Here is a 14834-nt window from a genome sequence, read left to right on the forward strand (position 1 = left end):
ATGATATTTTTAAAGAGAGCTCCAGACTACATATACTAAAAAAACGAATCAAACATGAACTGGATACCCCTGGTTTATAAGGAAGAAACAACTAAAAGATCTAAATCTTTCGCCGTCATATTAAATCTTGAGGCCATGTCAATATTTGTAAGGTTTCCTTGGTACAAATAAATAGAACTCCGAATACCGGGATTCTTCCAGATTGCATTTTTCAGTCCCCCGAGTTCTGCAAAATCAAGCAAAATAGACGTAAAAATATTGCTCATTGCATAAGTGGCTGTTCGTGCTACCCGAGACGCTATATTGGGAACACAATAGTGAATAACATCAAATTTCCGAAAGATAGGTTTATCATGTGAAGTCACTTCTGAGCTTTCAAAATTCCCCCCTTGATCGATACTCACATCTATCACTACAGAATTAGGTTTCATTTTAGAAACTGTTTCCTCCGAAATTATACAAGCAGAACGTCCATTACGAGCTCGTAAAGCGCCAATAACTACATCCGAACTGATCACAGCCTTGTTTAAAATAATAGGTTGTATAACGGAAGTGAAAACACGGCTGCCAAGATTGTTTTGCAGGCGTCTAAGTTTATAAATCGAATTATCAAAAACCTTTACCTGTGCACCTAGCGCCAAAGCCGTTCGGGCAGCTTGTTCACCAACGGTCCCCGCGCCTATAATAACGACTTCTGTGGAAGCTACGCCGGTCACACCACCGAGCATCAGTCCCTTCCCTCCAAATGCATTGCTCAGATACTCTCCAGCGATTAAGGTTGCCGTTGCCCCCACGATTTCGCTCATCGCACGAACCACTGCCAGGCAACCGCCCTCATCTCTTAAATATTCGTAAGAAATTGCAGTGATTTTTTTATGCATTAACGCCTTTAGTACATCCAGGTTCATGAGTGAAGGTTGCTGAGAAGATAACAAAAGCTGTCTTTCTTTCATCAACTTAACTTCACTAAGCATAGGGCTACCAACTTTAATGATCAGATCTGCTTGGTACACCTCTTCCCGAGATGAAACGATACGAGCGCCCTGTTCACTATAATGATGATCCAAAAAATTGGCCCCAGCACCTGCTCCCGTCTCAATGATTACTTCATGTCCATTTTCTACCAATAATGCAACCGCTAATGGCGTCAAGCAGATCCGCTTTTCCTGAAGCGAGATTTCTTTTGGAATGCCTATAAATAAACTCTTTGCATTCTTTTTCTTCTCAAACAGCATCTCTTTTGGAGAAATCATAGCCTGACTCGCAAGCTTTCCTAACTCATTCATCTTGTAAAATTGATAGTTAGCTAAAATTACAATAAAAAATCAATCTTATCAAACGAAGATAAATTTGGTTTGGCACGGCTTTGGAATGAAACAAATTTATATACATTTGTCTAAATTAATCAGATATAATACCATGCTCAGTAAAGTCAATATAGTGCCACGATGGATCATTTTTTTATTGGACATCTTTAGTGTTTCCATCGCTTATCTCCTCGCAAATGTTATTTACTATGATTTTAACTTCGATTTTCTGCTCGACATTGATTTTAGCATTCGTTACATTTTATTTATAGCCATATGTTCTTTATCATTCTACCTCTTCAAGATGTATACTGGGATAGTTCGTTACACAAGCGCTATCGATTCCATACGTATATTATCAACGATAACATTTAGTGTTTTCGTTCTCTTGGTTATAAAATTAGTGATCCAGGCAAACGAGATAGAGCGAAACATCCCAACTGCACTCATTATCTTCTTTGCACTCTTTTCATTTCTTATTTTAACCGTATATAGAACAATTATTAAAATTTTCTTTCTATACACAAAAAAAGTCAACGGATCCAGAAAAAAGACACTCATCTACGGTGCCGGTGATTTGGGAATTGCTGTAAAAAGAACCTTAGACCATGATGTACGATCCAAAAATGCTATTGTTGGATTCTTAGACGATAATGAGCAAAAAATTAACAAAGTTATTGATGGGACCAAAATTTACTCTTCTCAAAAGTTTAGCCACCTCATCAACACACTAAATATTGAAGAGGTCATCATCGCTTCGCACAACATTCCTTCCGACCGTAAAAATGAAATTACAGATGTTGCGCTCGAAAAAAATGTCAACATATTAACGCTCCCTCCTGTTAAAAAGATCATGAATGGTGATCTTAACCCCAATCAGATCCAAAAAATAAAAATTGAAGATTTACTAGAAAGGGAGCCGATTAAGATTAACGACGACCACATCCTAAGCCAAACGAAAGGCAAAAGGATCTTAGTTACTGGGGCAGCAGGTTCCATAGGTAGTGAGATTGCATCCCAATTGGGGAAATACGAGCCCCAGATGATTATCCTTTGTGACCAAGCGGAGTCCCCGTTACATAATCTCCAACTTGACCTTCAAGATGAATTTCCAAATCAAGTTTATCATACTTATATAGCAGACGTCCGAAGTACAAAAAGGATGCAATTACTTTTTGACACTTTCAAGCCGCATTATGTATATCATGCGGCAGCTTACAAACATGTGCCAATGATGGAAAACCATCCTTTGGAAGCAGTACAGACCAATGTCATGGGTACTAAGAATCTAGCTGATTTAGCCGTGGAATTTCAAGTTGAAAAATTTGTTTTTGTCTCTACCGATAAAGCTGTCAATCCCACGAATATCATGGGAGCGACAAAGCGTATCGCAGAAATCTATGTACAATCGTTAAACAATCATTTGGAAAACTCGTTAGGGGCAACTGTGCACACCAAATTTATCACAACCCGCTTTGGCAATGTCCTAGGCTCCAATGGATCTGTTATCCCTCGATTCAGAGACCAGATTCAAAAAGGTGGCCCTGTAACAGTTACTCATCCAGAAATTACGCGGTATTTTATGACCATTCCCGAAGCATGCCGACTAGTCCTTGAAGCTGGAACAATGGGACAAGGTGGCGAAATTTTTGTATTTGATATGGGTAAATCTGTAAAAATAGTTGAGTTAGCTAAAAAAATGATTCGTCTTTCAGGATTTAAACCGAATGAAGATATTGAAATAAAATTCACTGGATTAAGACCTGGTGAAAAACTATATGAGGAATTACTGAATGATTTAGAGAATACCTTACCGACTCACCACGAAAAAATCATGATCGCCAAAGTCAGAGAAAATAATTATGATATCGTGTGTATGAAAATTGGCGAATTGCAACAGCGTTTAGCGACACAAAACAAAAACGAAGTTGTCTATCAAATGAAAATTATTGTACCTGAATTCAAAAGTAAAAATTCCATCTACGAACAGCTAGACAAGGAAATTGAACTATCGAATGAGTCAGAAAACCAAAGTTAATTCACTTTAAAATTTGCAAAACGCTTGCAAATTTGCTCGAAAAGTGTATTTTTGCAATCCATATTTTACTGATTAGTAATGTCTAAAAACACAAATAATACAAATCAAGGTTTCAAACCTTCAAAAGGATCTTTTTTTCAAGATAACCAAAAAAGTGTAGTGTTCATTTTAGGTGGTATCGTTGTATTGATCTTACTTTATTTTGGATATCAAAAGCTTTATCTAGATCCAAGAGCAGAAGAAGCTTCGAACCGTATGTACAAAGCAGAACAGCTTGCTACAATTGATTCTTTACAAAGTAAAGCAATCATGGGTGATGGTGCGTTTCTTGGTTTTAAACAAATTGCGGACGAATATTCCAATACAAAATCTGCCAATATTGCAAACGCCTATTTAGGAGGTTTATATTTGCGTCAAGGTAAATTCGATGAGGCTGCGAAAGCGCTTGAAAAATATGCTCCAACAGGAAGCCAAATTCTAGACCCACTCGTAATTGGTTTAACAGGTGATGCTTTTTCAGAGTTAAAAGACTACAAAAAAGCCGCTGATTACTACAAGCAAGCTTCTGAAAAATCAAGCAACTCGTATACAACTCCACTCTTTTTGAAAAAACTAGGACTTGTATATGAAGCACAAAATGACTATAAAAGTGCAGAGAATGCTTACAAGAAGATTAAAACAGATTTTCCTGAGAGTCAAGAAGCTTCAACAATTGATGGTTTATTAGGCCGTGTACAAGCACATCTATAATAGATAATTATAAAAATATAATAAAAAGAGGCTATTTGATAGCCTCTTTTTTTGTGACCATCTAAAATCACTATCTTTGTTACTATTATGGCAAGTAGCATTAAAAATTTATCCGACTTTTCGCATATCCAGGTTGCGGATGCAAGTCCATTCAAATTTGCAATCGTTGTTGCACAATGGAATGCAGAAATTACAGGTGCATTATTGAATGGTGCAATAAAGGTCTTGGAAGAGCATGGCGCTCAGGAAAGCAATATCCAAGTCATAGAGGTTCCTGGAAGTTTCGAATTAATTTCAGGAGCAGACCTCGCATTCAGAAATCAGAGTTTTGACGCTGTAATCTGTTTAGGCTGCGTCATTCAGGGTGAGACCAGACACTTCGATTTTATCTGCGATGCAGTTGCAAATGGCATTGCCAATGTAGGGCTAAAATACAATAAACCAGCTATTTTTGGTGTATTAACGACTGATAATCTTCAGCAAGCATTGGATCGCGCCGGAGGGAAACATGGTAATAAAGGTGAAGAAGCTGCTATTACAGCAATACAAATGGCCCATATTGCCAAAAAATTCTAGTTTGGTATTAATTTTGCCTACCATTCAATGATGAAAAGTATTGCTGAGCACAGCTTATTACTCAGGTACTTATATTTTGAATAAATCGATTAATAAAATATTTAGTTATCTTATTAATCGATTTTTATTTTTTCACTAGAATAAATTGTTATTGAATTGTCTTGATTGTAGTGTAAATCAGTTATACAACAGTCGGTAGTTTTATAGACAATGACGCAATGATGAAGTTTAACGCTATCAATTTTGGTACGAATTACTTGATGATTGTTTCTTTAAAAAATAGGATTATGAAAACATTATCGAATGTACTCTTGGTCGTTATACTGACGTTATTTTGTCAGTTGGATCTAGTGGCACAAGACGATAGTCTAAACAAGCAGATTTGGCAAAGTATCGGTGGCCAGGAAAAATGGGATTCTTTGCAGTTTTTGGCTTTCTCAGCAAAGGGAAATACCATCTCAGACCAGTTGTTAAACGACGAACGAAAGTTCCTGTTCAATAGAACGACTGGAGCATGTCGATTTGATGGCTATAAGGGAACGGATCAGGTGACCTACCTGTTTAATTTTAAAAACCCAGGGTCAGACAAACTCTTTATTGGAGGGAATTTATCTGCAGATGAGCCAGAGCTCAAGAAATCAATTAAAAACCAGCTATTTTCGGATCTCAATCTGCTACTTTTGCCCACCTTGATCGGGCAGAAAAATGTGCAGCTGAAAAGCCAAAAGGAAAGTTTCAGTGCTGGACAGAAATTAACGATAGCAAATATCAGCTCGTCAGGCCCTATCTTTGGTTCAAAGATTGATGGTTTGCTTTATATTGATCAAAATACCGGTGAGATTGTCCGTTACGAATACACAGATAAGGGCGAAAAAAACACCTATGAAGTGAGCAAATATAAGGAGATTGGCGACGGTATACGTTTACCCAGTTTTTTCAATTCCACAAGCAATGACCAAAAGAGTTGTATATTCTCCTCTATTTCATCTTTTGTACAGGTAGAACAGAAAAAATTTACAGAACTATAATATGATTAATTGGATAGAATTAAATACAGAAGAACAGCTACAGGAGCTTTATCAATCTGATAAAGTTGTAGCCATCTTTAAACATAGCACAACTTGTGGTATTAGCAATATGGCTAAGCGTAGTCTTGAGCGTATGTCTGCTACTTCAGACCATGATTATGCGATTTATCTTTTAGACCTTTTGCGTTACCGCCCACTATCGAATGAGATTGCCCAACGTTGGCATGTAGAACATCAATCACCCCAAATACTGATTGTTGCAGGAAAAGACAGTCTATATGACGCTTCACATGGTGATATCCAATTTGATGAGATAGAACAATACCTAACGGCAATTTGACATTATAGGCCATAACTGCTGTTCAATAAAAAATTTTAGCAAAATTTATCCCAAGCGATCTTCAACATGTATTGTATTGATCACTTGGGATATTTTATGATGATGAAAAAAGCTGAATTGGCTATTTATAAATTTCTACAGTTATTTTACCGTCTTTAGTCACCGTACCCCGATACATGCCGGCGGTATTAAAAGGCATAGCAACATGTCCGTTTTTATCCAATGCGATCATGCCGCCATTACCGCCCATTTCACCAATCCGATCGATTACTTGCCAGCTCGCTTGATCAACATGTTCACCTTTATATTCCATTAAAGCTGACACCGAATATGCCGCCACGGTGCGGATATAATATTCACCCCATCCAGTACAGGAAACAGCACAGGTATTATTGTTCGCATACGTTCCAGCACCGATAATTGGCGAATCTCCGACCCGTCCAAACTTCTTGTTTGTCATCCCTCCTGTTGATGTGCCCGCAGCCAGATTACCTGCTTTATCCAAAGCAACACAACCTACAGTACCAAATTTAGCGTCTTTATTGATAATGCCTAAACGTGAACTTTGTTTTTGATCGTGATCTAGTTGTGTTTGAGTACTATCGTCCTTTCTCACTTTCTGCAAAGCTTCCCAACGTGCTTTCGTCCAAAAATAAGAAGGATCTACAATGGCTAATCCCACTTGCTTCGCAAATTCTTCGGCACCTTTACCTACCATCATAACATGCTCAGATTTTTCCATCACAGCCTTGGCTGCTGAGATTGGATTTTTGATTGTTGTCACTCCCGCAACGGCGCCTGCAGCCAAGGATTTACCATCCATGATGGAGGCATCCAGTTCGTTATGTCCGTCATGTGTAAAAACCGCTCCTTTCCCCGCATTAAACAAGGGAGAGTCTTCCATAACATGGATAGCAGATTCAACCGCTTCCAAACTGGATTTACCTTCTTGCAACTTTTGATAGCCCATACGAAGCGCTTGCTCCAAGACAATTCTATAAGCTTGTTCCATCGAATCTGTCATATTCTTTTTCAAGATCGTCCCCGCTCCACCATGGATCGCCAAAACAAATTCTCCCTCAGTCACGGCTACAGGTTTTTTATATGATTTACAGGAGATTGTCAACAGACTTCCCATAATTATCATGGCGCATATCTTGAGATTATTCATCTTCCTTCTCCCACCATTCTGAAGATTGTAAATCATCTATCTCACGACGGTCTTTTTTCGTAGGGCGCCCTGTACCGCGGTCGCGTTTTAGGACAGGCGCATGAAATACGGATTTAAACCCTACAGTTTCTTCAACAGGTGTTTGATCCTCGTAGAATTGAACAGCAGTCTTGGCGTCAACACGACGTTCCAAAAGACCTGTCACCATCACCACTTTTTTCTCAATTCCCTTTTGGACATGGTATACATCTCCGATCTTAACTTCATAAGAGGGTTTTATATTTTGGCCTTTTAGTTTCACCCGACCTGCCTTACAGGCCTCTGTTGCCAAAGTTCTTGTCTTAAATAAGCGAATTGACCACAAATATTTATCAATTCTCAATTTTTCTGATGTTCCAGCCATAATACAAAAATAATTATATTTTTAGAATCATTATAACCAAAAGCAATTATGGAAAATTCCTATTAAACTGAGTTCACTTATTAAAACGTCTTTCATCCGTTCGCCGGAAGAGTTTAATAGCTAATTGCGGACAAGTTATCATCAAATCCATACCAACTACTGACTGCAAGCGGATTGTTAAAACAATGTCTGTAGCGTGAATGCACCTTAAAAAGGTGGACTCAACGTGGACTCACTGTGCACACACTGTGGTTGGAGTCAGGAGTTGATCATAATTTGGTAGGGTGTTGTTATCAGGAAAGTCTATTGCAAGGAACAATGGATAAAGTTGTTTTTAAGTCCAACTTTATCTAAGTTTGTACATCAAAATAAACTAATTCAAATAAGAAAATAAATAATATGGTAGAGCCACTTAAAAAACTGATTGAGGAAGCTTGGGAAGATAGGCAATTATTAGAATATAAAGAATATACAGAAGCCATTCGCGCTGTTATCATGAAATTAGATAGCGGTGAAATCCGCGTCGCTGAAATGATCGGTACAAGATGGCACGTCAATGACTGGATTAAGAAAGCTGTTATTTTATATTTTCCAATCAATGATATGCGCGAAATGACTGCAGGTCCTTTTGTGTTTCATGATAAAATGAAATTAAAGACAGACTACAAGCACACTGGAGTACGTGTTGTACCAGGGGCTTCTGCTCGTTTAGGTGCATATTTGGCTAAAGGAGTGATTATGATGCCTTCTTACGTTAACATCGGTGCTTATGTAGACGAAGGTACCATGGTGGATACTTGGGCAACTGTTGGATCTTGTGCACAAATTGGTAAACATGTCCATTTAAGTGGCGGCGTCGGAATTGGTGGCGTATTAGAGCCCGTACAAGCAGCTCCAGTTATTATTGAGGACAATGTTTTCATAGGTTCAAGAGCGATTGTAGTAGAAGGTATTCGTGTAGAAAAAGAGGCTGTATTGGGTGCTAATGTCGTATTGACAGCGTCAACAAAAATTATCGACGTTACGGGACCTCAACCAGTAGAATATAAAGGTTATGTACCTGCCCGCTCTGTTGTTATCCCGGGTTCTTACACCAAAAAATTTGCGGCAGGGGAATATCAAGTTCCTTGCGCTTTGATCATTGGTCAACGTAAAGAGTCTACAGACAAAAAGACTTCATTAAATGATGCACTACGTGATCATAATGTAGCTGTATAAAAGTTAAAACTAGTATAAAGATAAGATGAGTGCATTCGTAGATCGTGAGGATTTGAATAAGGCCTTGGAGACATTAAAAAACGGCGGATTAATTCTATACCCCACCGACACCATTTGGGGGATAGGTTGTGATGCCACCAATCCAGAAGCCGTGGAGAAAGTTTTCCAACTGAAAGGAAGAGATAAATCCAAAAGTCTGATCGTCCTATTACACAACGACAATCAATTAGCGAGTTATGTAAATGAAATCCCGGATGTGGCTTATCAACTTATTGAATACACCGAAAAACCCTTGACAATTGTCTATTCGAATGCCAAAAATCTTGCGCCCAATGCGATTGCTGAGGACGGTTCAATTGGCATTCGAATTGTCAAGCACCCTTTTTGTGAACAACTTTTACAACGGTTTCGCAAACCGATAATTTCAACTTCGGCAAATATCAGTGGTGAACCCACAGCGAAAGATTTTGACGAAATATCTGATGCCATCAAAGATGGGGTAGACTATATTGTCGCCTATGACAGAGACGTAACAACAGATGGGAAATCATCTACTGTCATGAAGCTGGACCCAAGTGGTAAATTTGAATTTATTAGAAAATAGCATGAAAAAGATCGTTTTATTTTTTGCATTAGCATTTGCTGTTACCAATTTATCTTTCGCACAGCAAAAGGATATTCCCGCAGCCAAACCAGGCGTAAAATATGGCAAAGAAATCTCTGCGACCAATGCGATTTCAGTAGCTAAGCTTGAAAAAGAACTCACGCAAAAGAATGCCTTCAATGGAAAGATATCGGGCAAAGTTGTTGAAGTGTGTAAGAAAAAAGGTTGTTTCATGACCTTGCAACGGGACGGCGAAGAGCCTATTACCGTCCGTTTTAAAGACTATGGTTTCTTCATGCCAGCAGACATTGTCGGTAAAACAGTTGTCGTCGAGGGTATCGCAAAGAAAAAGGAAGTTTCGGTAGCATCGTTACAACATGCGGCAAAGGATCTTGGTAAATCACAGTCTGAAATAGACCAGATTACACAACCTAAAAAAGATATTAGCATTATTGCTGACGGTGTTTTGGTTGTCAAATAAGACGCTCTCACACCAAGCCTAGCATTGTTCTGATGAAAAGATTCCACACTTCAGCCTGTCATTCTATACTGGTCGATGGTACCTTAATGACCTTCGAAAAGCCTATTATTATGGGGATACTCAATGTGACTCCAGATTCTTTTTATGACGGTGGCGACAATACAACCGTAGCACTCGCGATAGAGAAAGCAAAGAAGCTATTGCTTGAAGGTGCTCAAATTCTTGATATTGGCGCATATTCCTCACGTCCGGGCGCTCCATTAATTTCATCACAGGAGGAAATGGATCGAGCTCTTCCCGCTATTCGAGCAATTAAAACTGCATTTCCTGACGCTATTTTATCAATAGATACCTTTAGGGCAGACGTTGCTGCTGCTGCAATCGATGCGGGAGTGCACATCATAAATGACGTGTCGGGAGGTACGCTCGATGATAACATGTTCGCCACGGTGGCAAAATATCAAGTTCCTTATATTCTCATGCATATGCGCGGTATTCCCGAAAATATGCAGGAAAAAACAGATTATACAGATATTGTAACTGACGTAGCCACCTTTTTAGGTGACCGCATTGCGACGCTAAGAAGTATGGGGGTGAAAGACATTATTCTTGATCCGGGATTTGGTTTTGCAAAGACAGTCGAACAGAACTATGAGTTGCTCTATCGTGTCAATGAACTTCACTACTTCGAATTACCAATTTTGGGCGGAATATCCCGTAAATCTATGATTTATAAAAAAATCGGAATCACCGCCCAAGAAGCTTTAAATGGCACCACCGCTTTAAATACCTTACTTCTCGAAAGAGGCGTACAAATTCTCCGCGTACATGATGTAAAAGAAGCGAAACAATTGGTTGATCTCTTCTATTCATAAATCAGCATTATTTGCCTACAAATTTGGGATCACTTAATGTTTTAATAAAAGCTATGATAGCTTCCTTTTCTTCTTCTGTCATAGGAATTCTTTTACCATTTTCCTTAAGAATCGGATCTAGGTTAGCTGCATCCAAAACACCCTTGTCAAAATAATCCAGGACAGATTTTAACGTTGGGAACTGCCCAAAACTTCCATAAGGCGCTGTATATTCCGCATTTCTTAAAGAAGGTACCCGAAAAGCCATATAGTCTGTTTCAATACCTGTGATGCGTGCTCGCCCGGCCTCATCGGGATGCTTATTTAAAGGAAACCCTACATTTCTAAAACTCTGATCGGTAAATAATTCTGTTGCATGGCAGCTTTCACATTTCAACTTAAACAGCTGATACCCCCGTTCTTCCTCGATCGTGAATTGCTCCCCTTCACCTCTTTTTACCTGATCATATTTACTGTCGGCCGAAACTAAGGTATACTCATACTGTGCAATGCTTTTATAAATTCGTTCAGGTGTAATATTCTCATCGCCAAAAGCCTTCTTGAACAATCTTTTATAATCAAACTCGCCATTGATTTTACCGATGACCTCCAGGATAGATGAGTTCATCTCCTCATGCGTGATAATTGGCACTAAAGGTTGCTTTTCCAGTTCGAGTATATTGCCATCCCAATTATAAAATTTCATAAAAGCCAAATTCTGCAAAGGTGGAGTGTTCCGAAATCCGACGCGATTATCTATACCCACTGCCTGCATTTTTCCATCGGAAAAAGCCAATGAGGGATTATGGCAACTGGCACATGATATCGTATTATTTCCACTGAATCTTTTTTCATGAAATAGTTTTTCACCCAATTCAACACCATACTTTGTTGGCTTATTGCTATTAAATGCATTATTCAGACTCGGAAAATCCGCAGGAATATTGAACGTGACTGTGGGGTTGTCTTCCAGCGTAGATTCAACGATATTATCCCTACTACAGGATAAAGCAATCAGTATAACTGTCAGGATTAAGATGACTTTTTTCATCCTTCTATTTTTATCAATGGTTGATGAATATTCAGAATGCACACTTGAAAGTCATGGTGCAATCGGACGGCGTTCTTTTGTTTATGCATAACGTATTTTCAGCAAATGGCTACAACCTCATTCAAGATCATAGCCATTTACGTAAAATTTAGTTAGAAACACGCTCAACAGTGAACATCCCTGCTGTATCACTGCTGCCGTTACCGCCAAGATTATCAACAAATTTGACCATTTCGACTGCCGAATGAATACTAGGCACAGCGTTGTTAGCACCCAATGTAATGGTATTCGTTTTCCCGCTTAAGAGCTTATCGAAATCCGCCCTGATATTAATCTGTGGTACACTTTTTCCAACAGTAACTAAGGACGGTAAATTCAACGTAATATCCCGATAAGCATCTACCCCCTGTTTATAAGTGGATTCATCACCATTTGTTCCGTTGATCGTACTTCCTGTGTGAATAGACAACTCTTTATGATCCGCACCATAAAAGCCTTCCAATTTCGTAAATCGGTAACCTGTTCCCCATTCCCAGTGCATTTTGGTGTCATTAGCCCCTGCTGTTGCATAGAAAACTGGGAATCTCAGTTGATCCAATGTATTTATTTCCTGTTTTACTCCCAAACCGAATTTGATCTGTTTATAATCGCCAACAGGTATATTACTCAGTACATAATTTAAAGTTGCTGCTTTCGCCTGATCAATTACTGTAGCCCCTTTATCGAGGTCATTTACATTATAAGGGATTTCAGATCCATCGGCTTTAATAAGCCTGATATTGCTAATTACATACTTCAGCTCAGAAAACTGATGCAGTTGCCCACTGGCTGATGTATTTGTTGTGGCAGCTGGTGAATCTGCACTACCCAGCACAATTGTTGTATTTTTAAATGTATTGTTGAAATGTAAGTTAACACTGTTGGCGACATCTTCACTTTTGCTACAAGAAACCATAACCAAAGAAATCATCAGGAGTTTAATTGCATTGTTTTTCATTTTATTCTAAGTTTTAAGGTATTTAAAAATTGATTTTTAAGGATGTAAAAATATTCCTACCCATGCGTGGTATATTTCCCCAATCTGCATAGGTACTATAGTATTCATTGAAGAGGTTCTCCGCACCGACCTGAAACACGGCATTTAATTTTCCAATAGTGAAGGTATAGTCTGCCGAAACATTCCATATCTTATAGGATGCAGTTTGGTCCTCTCCGTATTCAGGGCTAAAATTGACCTGGCTAAAGTCCCCGTTCATTGAAGTTTGCACACCGATCATTTTGTATCGATAATGCAATGATGTTTGATAACTTAAGGGACGTATAAAAGGCAGGTTTCCGCCCATATTGTCTTGCCCTCTGGCATAGGTAAGTACGACTTTCCAATCTAGACTTGGCAAAATTTGATATTGCGCATTGAGTGCTAGGTTAAACAGAGTCGCATGATCTAAAGAGGTATAGCCTTTCACGCCTACCGATTGATAGTTCATAGGGCTACCCAAACTCAAAATCCGGCCAATAATGTAGTCTTGGATAAAGAAATAATTGGCCTTGGCCCCAATGCTTAACTTTCCGGTCTTAAATCCGGCACTGGCATTGGCTTCATAAGAGACTTCATTTTTTAAATCCGGATTTCCGATATAGTCATACCGATCGAAACTGTTGTAAATGTAATAACCATAAGCCTCCGAAACAGAGGGAGCACGATGCCCAAACCCTGTTCCTATGGAAAAGTCAAACTGACCAATATTTAACTGATAACTGGCGTGTAGGCTCGGAAGAATTCTATTTTTTTTCTGTGGAGAACCAGGATGGAAGATCCAGTTGAATTCAACATATTTCGAATAATTATAGTTCAAACCCAATGAACCTCCAAAGACAAGTCTACTGATATCAGAAAGATCTAACGAGTTATTAATGGCTACACTCGCGAAACGGGTGGTCACCCATGGCCAGCTATAGGCAAACATGGTCTGTTTGGATCGATCCTGCGGGTACATACGCATCTCAGCTATGGATAGATTATCGTAAGCATTTACTTGTATTTCCGAAGAATAACGATCTTTCTGCAGATTAATTTTGGACAAAAGACCATAGGTTGTACTCCAGCCCGGCATATCCATATGGACCAAATTCTCGGGACGGGTGGTATCATCCATATAGTGCTCAACTGCATTAAAATAAACTTTGGTGTCCCATACTTTTACCAAGCCCTCTTCAAACAACTGTTTGTATGCAGCCGAAGTGATAATCGCTCTGGATAAGGATAAGTCCATTGGCAAAGCCGGGAATCCCACATCTTTTGCACGATCAAAAATAGCATCTACCCGAACAGCAGAAAGCGGACTTGTTTTATAGGCCAAGCCCAGCGACGCATTGAATTTATTATATTGTGAATGCCGTACTTCATCGTCATTTCCATCATAATAATTTCCAGCCTTCCGGAAGGCAATACTTCCATCTGCCACAAATTTGTCACTTGAGTAATATAAATTCCCAAGATTGAAAGTCTGCTTATTATTGAATTCAAAACCTGTCTGATAGGCTCCGCCAATTTTTTTCTGCAAACCAAACGAGGTATTCCTTCTTTTTAGATCTATACTGCCAGCGACCGTAGCACCATGCAGATTACCTTCCTGCCCCGATTTAATATCTATGGCGGCAAGGTTATTACTTTCTACATACGAGGTTATCGGGTCCATTTTATCCGTACATGCTCCAAAGACATGCATCCCATCGATCGTAATTGTCGAACGCTCGCTACTCATATTATTGAGTAGGGGTTCCCAAGCATAGGCTCCGCGTTTGATAAAGCTAATATTACTTGCAGAAGCCAAATATTCATCCACGGAGACTGTCATCTTCAGATCGTTTTCAATTCTCTTTTTGGCAGCTGCATTGACTGTAACCTCGGCTAGACGTCTCGTTGTATCGCGGGTAACAGGATTGTTTTTTCCGTGTACGTTCCATCCCAAAGACAACATAAAGAGAATAATACTTATCTTCCTCATAGCCT

General features: G+C 39.1%; 15 protein-coding genes. 9 read left to right on the forward strand and 6 right to left on the reverse strand.

What is annotated here, in order from left to right; genetic code table 11:
• Positions 1-74 precede the first annotated feature (74 nt).
• Positions 75-1286 carry an alanine dehydrogenase gene (locus M2419_RS22570; RefSeq protein ID WP_153844853.1) on the reverse strand — a complete coding sequence of 404 codons (1212 nt, stop codon included), beginning with the start codon at positions 1284-1286 and terminating at the stop codon, positions 75-77.
• An 85-nt stretch (positions 1287-1371) separates the two neighbouring features.
• Here M2419_RS22570 and M2419_RS22575 point away from each other — a divergent pair, with 85 nt between their 5' ends.
• The 5 genes from M2419_RS22575 to ytxJ all read left to right on the forward strand — a co-directional run bounded on the left by M2419_RS22575 (position 1372) and on the right by ytxJ (position 6039).
• Entirely contained in the window at positions 1372-3345 is a 1974-nt protein-coding gene (locus M2419_RS22575) for a nucleoside-diphosphate sugar epimerase/dehydratase (protein WP_227550096.1), read from the forward strand.
• Between the two features lie 78 nt (positions 3346-3423).
• Positions 3424-4095 carry a tetratricopeptide repeat protein gene (locus tag M2419_RS22580; protein WP_259255651.1) on the forward strand — a complete coding sequence of 224 codons (672 nt, stop codon included), beginning with the start codon at positions 3424-3426 and terminating at the stop codon, positions 4093-4095.
• An 87-nt stretch (positions 4096-4182) separates the two neighbouring features.
• Positions 4183-4671, forward strand: coding sequence for a 6,7-dimethyl-8-ribityllumazine synthase (gene ribH, locus M2419_RS22585; RefSeq protein WP_182330363.1), 489 nt, complete (start codon positions 4183-4185; stop codon positions 4669-4671).
• Between the two features lie 287 nt (positions 4672-4958).
• On the forward strand, positions 4959-5699 hold the full coding sequence (locus M2419_RS22590; RefSeq protein WP_259255652.1) for a hypothetical protein: 741 nt from the start codon (positions 4959-4961) through the stop codon (positions 5697-5699).
• Between the two features lies 1 nt (position 5700).
• Positions 5701-6039 carry a bacillithiol system redox-active protein YtxJ gene (gene ytxJ / locus M2419_RS22595; RefSeq protein WP_200845685.1) on the forward strand — a complete coding sequence of 113 codons (339 nt, stop codon included), beginning with the start codon at positions 5701-5703 and terminating at the stop codon, positions 6037-6039.
• 121 nt (positions 6040-6160) lie between these two features.
• On the opposite strand, the gene M2419_RS22600 is transcribed toward ytxJ, so the two are convergent.
• On the reverse strand, positions 6161-7246 hold the full coding sequence (locus M2419_RS22600) for an isoaspartyl peptidase/L-asparaginase family protein (RefSeq protein ID WP_227550095.1): 1086 nt from the start codon (positions 7244-7246) through the stop codon (positions 6161-6163).
• Positions 7203-7613 (reverse strand): RNA-binding S4 domain-containing protein, encoded by a 411-nt coding sequence (locus M2419_RS22605; RefSeq protein WP_088159990.1) that lies wholly within the window; start codon positions 7611-7613, stop codon positions 7203-7205. Before M2419_RS22605 ends, M2419_RS22600 begins: the two co-directional genes overlap by 44 nt.
• A 399-nt stretch (positions 7614-8012) precedes the next feature.
• On the opposite strand from M2419_RS22605, the gene M2419_RS22610 reads away from it, so the two are divergent.
• Genes M2419_RS22610 through folP form a run of 4 tightly spaced genes read left to right on the forward strand, consistent with a single transcriptional unit; the run spans position 8013 to position 10791 of the window.
• Positions 8013-8831 carry a 2,3,4,5-tetrahydropyridine-2,6-dicarboxylate N-succinyltransferase gene (locus M2419_RS22610; RefSeq protein WP_075990775.1) on the forward strand — a complete coding sequence of 273 codons (819 nt, stop codon included), beginning with the start codon at positions 8013-8015 and terminating at the stop codon, positions 8829-8831.
• A gap of 25 nt (positions 8832-8856) precedes the next feature.
• Positions 8857-9435 carry an L-threonylcarbamoyladenylate synthase gene (locus M2419_RS22615; protein ID WP_153844849.1) on the forward strand — a complete coding sequence of 193 codons (579 nt, stop codon included), beginning with the start codon at positions 8857-8859 and terminating at the stop codon, positions 9433-9435.
• A gap of 1 nt (position 9436) precedes the next feature.
• On the forward strand, positions 9437-9916 hold the full coding sequence (locus M2419_RS22620) for a DUF4920 domain-containing protein (RefSeq protein WP_182330365.1): 480 nt from the start codon (positions 9437-9439) through the stop codon (positions 9914-9916).
• 32 nt (positions 9917-9948) lie between these two features.
• On the forward strand, positions 9949-10791 hold the full coding sequence (folP, locus tag M2419_RS22625; RefSeq protein WP_259255653.1) for a dihydropteroate synthase: 843 nt from the start codon (positions 9949-9951) through the stop codon (positions 10789-10791).
• Between the two features lie 7 nt (positions 10792-10798).
• Here folP and M2419_RS22630 read toward each other — a convergent pair whose 3' ends face one another.
• The 3 genes from M2419_RS22630 to M2419_RS22640 all read right to left on the reverse strand — a co-directional run bounded on the left by M2419_RS22630 (position 10799) and on the right by M2419_RS22640 (position 14829).
• Positions 10799-11821 carry a cytochrome-c peroxidase gene (locus M2419_RS22630; RefSeq protein WP_259255654.1) on the reverse strand — a complete coding sequence of 341 codons (1023 nt, stop codon included), beginning with the start codon at positions 11819-11821 and terminating at the stop codon, positions 10799-10801.
• 148 nt (positions 11822-11969) lie between these two features.
• Positions 11970-12818 (reverse strand): MbnP family protein, encoded by an 849-nt coding sequence (locus M2419_RS22635; RefSeq protein ID WP_159731466.1) that lies wholly within the window; start codon positions 12816-12818, stop codon positions 11970-11972.
• A gap of 22 nt (positions 12819-12840) precedes the next feature.
• Positions 12841-14829: a TonB-dependent siderophore receptor gene (locus M2419_RS22640; RefSeq protein ID WP_259255655.1), complete on the reverse strand. Its 1989-nt coding sequence runs from the start codon at positions 14827-14829 to the stop codon at positions 12841-12843.
• Between the last annotated feature and the right edge of the window lie 5 nt (positions 14830-14834).

The organism is Sphingobacterium sp. BIGb0116, from assembly GCF_024808035.1.
Taxonomy (GTDB): domain Bacteria; phylum Bacteroidota; class Bacteroidia; order Sphingobacteriales; family Sphingobacteriaceae; genus Sphingobacterium; species Sphingobacterium paramultivorum.

What these genes read in the sequence shown, in the direction of transcription:
- M2419_RS22605 (WP_088159990.1), bottom strand. Translation starts at nt 7,613, where the DNA reads ATGGCTGGAACATCAGAAAAATTGAGAATTGATAAATATTTGTGGTCA.
- M2419_RS22630 (WP_259255654.1), bottom strand. Translation starts at nt 11,821, where the DNA reads ATGAAAAAAGTCATCTTAATCCTGACAGTTATACTGATTGCTTTATCC.
- ribH (WP_182330363.1), top strand. Translation starts at nt 4,183, where the DNA reads ATGGCAAGTAGCATTAAAAATTTATCCGACTTTTCGCATATCCAGGTT.
- M2419_RS22580 (WP_259255651.1), top strand. Translation starts at nt 3,424, where the DNA reads ATGTCTAAAAACACAAATAATACAAATCAAGGTTTCAAACCTTCAAAA.
- M2419_RS22575 (WP_227550096.1), top strand. Translation starts at nt 1,372, where the DNA reads ATGAAACAAATTTATATACATTTGTCTAAATTAATCAGATATAATACC.
- ytxJ (WP_200845685.1), top strand. Translation starts at nt 5,701, where the DNA reads ATGATTAATTGGATAGAATTAAATACAGAAGAACAGCTACAGGAGCTT.
- M2419_RS22600 (WP_227550095.1), bottom strand. Translation starts at nt 7,246, where the DNA reads ATGATTTACAATCTTCAGAATGGTGGGAGAAGGAAGATGAATAATCTC.
- M2419_RS22610 (WP_075990775.1), top strand. Translation starts at nt 8,013, where the DNA reads ATGGTAGAGCCACTTAAAAAACTGATTGAGGAAGCTTGGGAAGATAGG.
- M2419_RS22570 (WP_153844853.1), bottom strand. Translation starts at nt 1,286, where the DNA reads ATGAATGAGTTAGGAAAGCTTGCGAGTCAGGCTATGATTTCTCCAAAA.
- M2419_RS22590 (WP_259255652.1), top strand. Translation starts at nt 4,959, where the DNA reads ATGAAAACATTATCGAATGTACTCTTGGTCGTTATACTGACGTTATTT.
- M2419_RS22635 (WP_159731466.1), bottom strand. Translation starts at nt 12,818, where the DNA reads ATGAAAAACAATGCAATTAAACTCCTGATGATTTCTTTGGTTATGGTT.
- folP (WP_259255653.1), top strand. Translation starts at nt 9,949, where the DNA reads ATGAAAAGATTCCACACTTCAGCCTGTCATTCTATACTGGTCGATGGT.
- M2419_RS22615 (WP_153844849.1), top strand. Translation starts at nt 8,857, where the DNA reads ATGAGTGCATTCGTAGATCGTGAGGATTTGAATAAGGCCTTGGAGACA.
- M2419_RS22620 (WP_182330365.1), top strand. Translation starts at nt 9,437, where the DNA reads ATGAAAAAGATCGTTTTATTTTTTGCATTAGCATTTGCTGTTACCAAT.
- M2419_RS22640 (WP_259255655.1), bottom strand. Translation starts at nt 14,829, where the DNA reads ATGAGGAAGATAAGTATTATTCTCTTTATGTTGTCTTTGGGATGGAAC.